This is a genomic window from Nonlabens antarcticus, from assembly GCF_015356755.1.
Taxonomy (GTDB): Bacteria; Bacteroidota; Bacteroidia; order Flavobacteriales; family Flavobacteriaceae; genus Nonlabens; species Nonlabens antarcticus.
The window spans coordinates 1-229 of record NZ_JADFCO010000005.1 but is presented as its reverse complement, the minus strand read 5'-3'; the positions used below and the strand labels follow the sequence as shown (position 1 = coordinate 229).

Sequence of the window (229 nt, the reverse complement as noted above, 5' to 3'; positions counted from 1 at the left end):
TGGAAATGGCTCTCGGCCACAGGCGTTGCGGGAACCAACCGCTGATACACCATTCCGACAGGGGGCTTCAATACTGCTCCCACGACTATCAGGCGCTGCTGGAGGGAGATAATATCAAGGCCAGTATGACCGAAAAATATGATCCCTATGAAAATGCGATTGCTGAAAGGGTAAACGGAATACTCAAACAAGAGTTCGATATAGCGAGAGATATCAAAGACCTAGAACT

The 229-nt window shown here is 48.0% G+C and carries 1 pseudogene; it reads left to right on the top strand.

The window, feature by feature from the left end:
* Positions 1-229, top strand: a pseudogene (locus tag IQ282_RS00025) (DDE-type integrase/transposase/recombinase); the annotation flags it as partial.